This is a genomic window from Geodermatophilus sp. CPCC 205506 (genome assembly GCF_051383635.1).
Taxonomy (GTDB): Bacteria; Actinomycetota; Actinomycetes; order Mycobacteriales; family Geodermatophilaceae; genus Geodermatophilus.
Window position 1 is genome coordinate 1 of sequence record NZ_JALPKP010000102.1, and the last position, 4932, is coordinate 4932.

Genomic DNA, 4932 nt, shown 5'->3' on the forward strand with positions numbered 1-4932 from the left:
CGGGAGCAGCCGGCGCGGCCGGGGCGGCGGGCGGGGCAGCGGCGGCCGCCTGGGCAGCCGCGGCCTGGCGGGCCAGCACCCGCGCCGTCCCCTGCTGTGCGGCGGCCAGGGCCTTCGCCTCCGCCTCGGCCTGCTTGGCCCGGGCCTCGGCCTCCTGCTGCTCCTTGGTCTTGACCTCCAGGTTGAACAGGAAGCCGACCGACTCCTCCTTGATGCCGTCGAGCATCTGCCTGAACATGTCGTAGCCCTCGCGCTGGTACTCCACGACCGGGTCGCGGTTGGCCATCGCGCGCAGGTGGATGCCGGCCCGCAGGTAGTCCATCTCGTAGAGGTGCTCGCGCCACTTGCGGTCCAGCACCGACAGCAGCACCCGCCGCTCGAGCTCCCGCATGACCTCCGAGCCCAGCGCGGCCTCGCGCTCCTCGTAGGCGCGGTGGACGTCGTCCAGCAGCGCCTCCTTGAGGACGTCGGCTGACAGCGCGGCCTGCTCCCCGTCGGCCTTGTCCGCCAGCAGCTCGTCGATGGTCAGGCCGACCGGGTAGAGCGCCTTGAGGCCGGTCCACAGCTGCTCGAGGTCCCAGTCCTCGGCGTAGCCGGTCTCGGTCGCGCCGTCGACGTAGGCGCCGATGACGTCGTCGACCATCGCCCGCACCTGCTCGTGCAGGTCCTCACCGTCGAGCACCTTGCGCCGCTCGTCGTAGATGACGGTGCGCTGGCGGTTGAGCACCTCGTCGTACTTCAGGACGTCCTTGCGGACCTCGAAGTTCTGCTGCTCGACCTGCGTCTGCGCCGAGCGGATGGCGCGGGTGACCATCTTCGACTCGATCGGCTGGTCGTCGGGCACCCGCAGCGTGGTCATCATCGACTCGAGCATCGGGCCGTTGAACCGGCGCATCAGGTCGTCGCCCAGCGACAGGTAGAACCGCGACTCGCCGGGGTCGCCCTGCCGGCCGGAGCGGCCGCGCAGCTGGTTGTCGATCCGGCGGCTCTCGTGCCGCTCGGTGCCCAGCACGTACAGCCCGCCGGCCTCGGTGACCTGCTCGTGCTCGGCCTTCACCTGCTCCTTGGCCTTGGCCAGCGCGTCGTCCCAGGCGGCCTCGTACTCCTCCGGGGTCTCCGACGGCGACAGGCCGCGGGCCCGCAGCTCCTCGTCGGCGATGAACTCGGGGTTCCCGCCGAGCTGGATGTCGGTACCGCGGCCGGCCATGTTGGTCGCCACGGTGACCGCACCGAGCCGCCCGGCCTGGGCCACGATGTGCGCCTCACGCGCGTGGTTCTTCGCGTTGAGCACCTCGTGCGGGATGCCGCGGCGCAGCAGCAGCTTGGCCAGGACCTCGGACTTCTCGACGCTCGCGGTGCCGACCAGCACCGGCTGGCCGTTCTCGTTCCGCTCGGCGATGTCCTCGATGACCGCGTCGAACTTCGCCTGCTCGGTCTTGTAGATGACGTCAGAGCGGTCCTCGCGGATCATCGGCCGGTTCGTCGGGATGGGGACGACGCCCAGCTTGTAGGTCTGGGAGAGCTCGGCCGCCTCGGTCTGGGCGGTGCCAGTCATCCCGGAGAGCTTCTCGTAGAGCCGGAAGTAGTTCTGCAGCGTGATCGTGGCGAGGGTCTGGTTCTCGTCCTTGATCTGCACCTTCTCCTTGGCCTCGATGGCCTGGTGCATGCCCTCGTTGTAGCGCCGGCCGGCCAGGACGCGGCCGGTGAACTCGTCGACGATCAGCACCTCGCCGTTGGTGACGATGTACTGCTGGTCGCGGTGGTAGAGCTCCTTGGCCTTGAGCGCGTTGTTGAGGTAGCTGATCAGCGGCGAGTTGACCGCCTCGTAGAGGTTCTCGATGCCGAGCTGGTCCTCGACGAACTCCACGCCCTCCTCGGTGATGGCGACCGTGCGCTTGGCCTCCTCCACCTCGTAGTGGACGTCGCGCTCGAGCAGCGGGGCGATCCGCGCGAACTCGCCGTACCACTTGGCGCTCTGCTCGGCCGGGCCGCTGATGATCAGCGGGGTGCGGGCCTCGTCGATGAGGATCGAGTCGACCTCGTCGACGACGGCGTAGTGGTGGCCGCGCTGCACCAGGTCGGCCTTGCTCCAGGCCATGTTGTCGCGCAGGTAGTCGAAGCCGAACTCGTTGTTCGTGCCGTAGGTGATGTCGCAGGCGTACTGCTCGCGACGGTGCGCCGGCCGCTCCCCGGAGAGGATCGTGCCGACGGACAGGCCGAGGAAGCGGTGCACCCGCCCCATCCACTCGGCGTCGCGCTTGGCCAGGTAGTCGTTGACCGTGACGACGTGCACGCCGTTGCCGGTCAGCGCGTTGAGGTAGGCCGGCAGGACGCCGGTGAGCGTCTTGCCCTCACCGGTGCGCATCTCGGCGATGTTGCCCAGGTGCAGCGCGGCCCCGCCCATGATCTGGACCCGGAAGTGCCGCTGGCCGAGGGTGCGGGTGGCGGCCTCACGGACGACGGCGAAGGCCTCGGGCAGGAGGTGGTCGAGGGTCTCCCCCTCCTCCAGGCGCTGCTTGAACTCGTCGGTCTTGGCCCGCAGCTCCGCGTCGGTGAGGTCGACGACGTCGTCCGCCAGCGACTCGACCGCATCGGCGATCTTGTTCAGTCGTCGGAGGAGCTTGCCCTCACCGGCTCGCAGGATCTTCGAGAACACCACGTACCCCAGCGTAGGCGGCGTGCGTGGCGGTGCCTCCCGTTGACCGCCACAATCCCCGGGTGGCGCACGACCTGGACAACCTGGGCCCCGGCCTGCTCACCTTCCTCACCGAACGGCACCTCGCGACGCTCACCACACTCCGGGCCGACGGCAGCCCGCACGTCGTCCCGGTGGGTGTGACCTACGACGCGGCCACCCGCACCGCCCGCGTCATCACCTCCGGGGCGTCGGCCAAGGCCGGCCACGTGCGCGCGGGGCGGTCGCGGGTCGCGGTCTGCCAGGTCGACGGGCGCCGGTGGGTGACCCTCGAGGGGACGGCGGTGGTGCGCGCGGACCGCGACGCGGTCGCCGACGCCGAGCAGCGCTACGCCAGGCGGTACCGCACGCCGCGGGAGAACCCGGCCCGCGTGGTGCTGGAGATCTCGGTGGACCGCGTCCTGGGCAACGCCTGATCATCGCTGCATGCCATCGACTCCTCGGCCCCGGCCGGAGGCTCGCCGCGAGCGTGCGAGCGGTGAGGGGGCCGGCGTCCTCTCGCTGACCGACGTCGACCTGCCGACCGAGGTGGTGCGCACCGACCGCCTGGTGCTGCGTCCGCACCGCCCCGAGGACGTGGACGACGTCCTGCGGGCCTGCCAGGACCCGGAGATCCAGCGCTGGATCACCGCGATACCCCTCCCGTACACCCGCGAGGACGCCCGGGCCTGGGTCACCGACGTCGCGCCGCGGGAGCGGGCCGAGGGCCGTGGGCTGCCGGTCGTCGTCGAGGCCGACGGCGAGCTCGTGGGGTCGGGTGGGGTGCACCTGCGGGACGGGCGGTTCGGCCCCGAGATCGGCTACTGGATCGCGCCGTGGGCCCGTGGCCGCGGGTACGCCGCCGAGGCCGCCGCCGCGCTGGCCGGGTGGGCGCTGGGGCTCGGGGCGCCGCGGGTCCACCTGGTCGCCGACGTGGACAACACCGCCTCGCAGGCGGTCGCGGTGCGGGCCGGCTTCACCCGGGAGGGCGTGGTGCGCTCCTGCCTGGACCGGCGGGACGGCACCCGCGGGGACGCAGTGCTGTTCGGCCGGGTGGCCGGCGACTGAGGAGCGGGCGGGCGGGGCGTCTGGTGCGCCCCGCCCGCCCGGGAGTCAGAGTGGCGCCGCCGCGGGCTGGGCGGGCTGCTGCTCGAGCTTTCCGTTGAGCGGCGCGTCCACGAGCCGGATCAGCCCGTAGTCGTAGGCGTGCCGGCGGTAGACCACGGTCGGCTGACCGGTGTCGGCGCACATGAAGAGGTAGAAGTCGTGGCCGACCAGCTCCATCTCGTGGAGGGCCTGGTCGACGTGCATCGGGGTGGCGGGGTGGTGCTTCTCCCGGACGACCCGTCCGGGCAGGTGCTCGTCGAGGTCGGTGACGTGCGACCCCTCGGCGAGCTGGCGGTCCCGTTCGAAGGACTCGAGGACGTCGGTCTCGGCGCCGCCACCGCCGACCCGGACGCTGGCCGGGGTCCGCCGGCCGTGGTGCACACGGCGACGGTCGGCCGCCTTGCGCAACCGGTGGTCGAGCTTGCCCGTGGCGAGATCCAGGGCGGCGTAGAAGTCCGGGGCGCTGGCCTCCGCCCGGACGACGGGGCCCTTGCCCCGGAGCGTGATCTCCACCCGCTGGCACTGCGCGGACTGGCGCGGGTTCTTCTCGTGGAAGAGCTCCACGTCGACGCGGAGGATCTTCAACTTGCCGTCGAACCGCTCGAGCTGACCGACCTTGTCCTCGACGTGCTGTCGATAGTGCTCGGGGACTTCGACGTTGCGGCCACGGACCACGATCTCCATGAGACCTCCCGGTAGGACGGGCTGTGATCGGCTCCACGCTAGTCGCCGTTGGGTGGTCCCGACAGTCGACCTTGTGGGCCTGTCCGGTCCGTTTCCCGCCGCGCTGCGGGCACCGGCCGCGGCGTCGCCGCGACCACCGCGGCCAGCACCGGCGGGCCGTCCGGTGCTGCGGCTGGAGCCAGCACGGCCGCCGCCTCGGCCAGCGTCGCGCCGCTGGTCACGACGTCGTCGACGACCACCAGCACGGCGTCCGCGGGCAGCGCCGGCGTGCCCGGCCGCAGCGCGAACGTGCCGGCCAGGTTCGCCCGGCGCTGCGCCACCGACAGCCCGGCGGAGTCCCGCGCCCGCCCGGTGCGGCGCAGCAGCCGCGCCTCGGCCGCCGGCACCCCGGCCGCCCGCAGCTCGGCCACCGCCCGGCCGGTCAGCTCCCGGACGTGGTCGCGGGCGCGCGCCCAAGTCGGGGGCCA

At 72.3% G+C, this 4932-nt stretch carries 4 protein-coding genes and 1 pseudogene; 2 read left to right on the forward strand and 3 right to left on the reverse strand.

The window, feature by feature from the left end; genetic code table 11:
* The coding region (gene secA, locus MY520_RS27700) for a preprotein translocase subunit SecA (RefSeq protein WP_436695917.1) at positions 1-2659 on the reverse strand (2659 nt) is incomplete at its 3' end.
* A 59-nt stretch (positions 2660-2718) separates the two neighbouring features.
* Between secA and MY520_RS27705 the strand changes: the two genes are divergently transcribed.
* A complete protein-coding gene (locus MY520_RS27705; protein WP_436695918.1) occupies positions 2719-3111 on the forward strand; it encodes a pyridoxamine 5'-phosphate oxidase family protein in 393 nt (130 codons plus the stop codon).
* 10 nt (positions 3112-3121) lie between these two features.
* On the forward strand, positions 3122-3742 hold the full coding sequence (locus MY520_RS27710; RefSeq protein WP_436695919.1) for a GNAT family N-acetyltransferase: 621 nt from the start codon (positions 3122-3124) through the stop codon (positions 3740-3742).
* 45 nt (positions 3743-3787) lie between these two features.
* Here the strand turns inward: MY520_RS27710 and hpf are convergent, their stop codons facing one another.
* Together hpf and MY520_RS27720 are read right to left on the reverse strand one after the other, a co-directional pair.
* Positions 3788-4465, reverse strand: a complete 678-nt coding sequence (gene hpf / locus MY520_RS27715; RefSeq protein WP_436695920.1) for a ribosome hibernation-promoting factor, HPF/YfiA family — start codon at positions 4463-4465, stop codon at positions 3788-3790.
* A gap of 38 nt (positions 4466-4503) precedes the next feature.
* Positions 4504-4932, reverse strand: a pseudogene (locus MY520_RS27720) (ComF family protein); the annotation flags it as partial.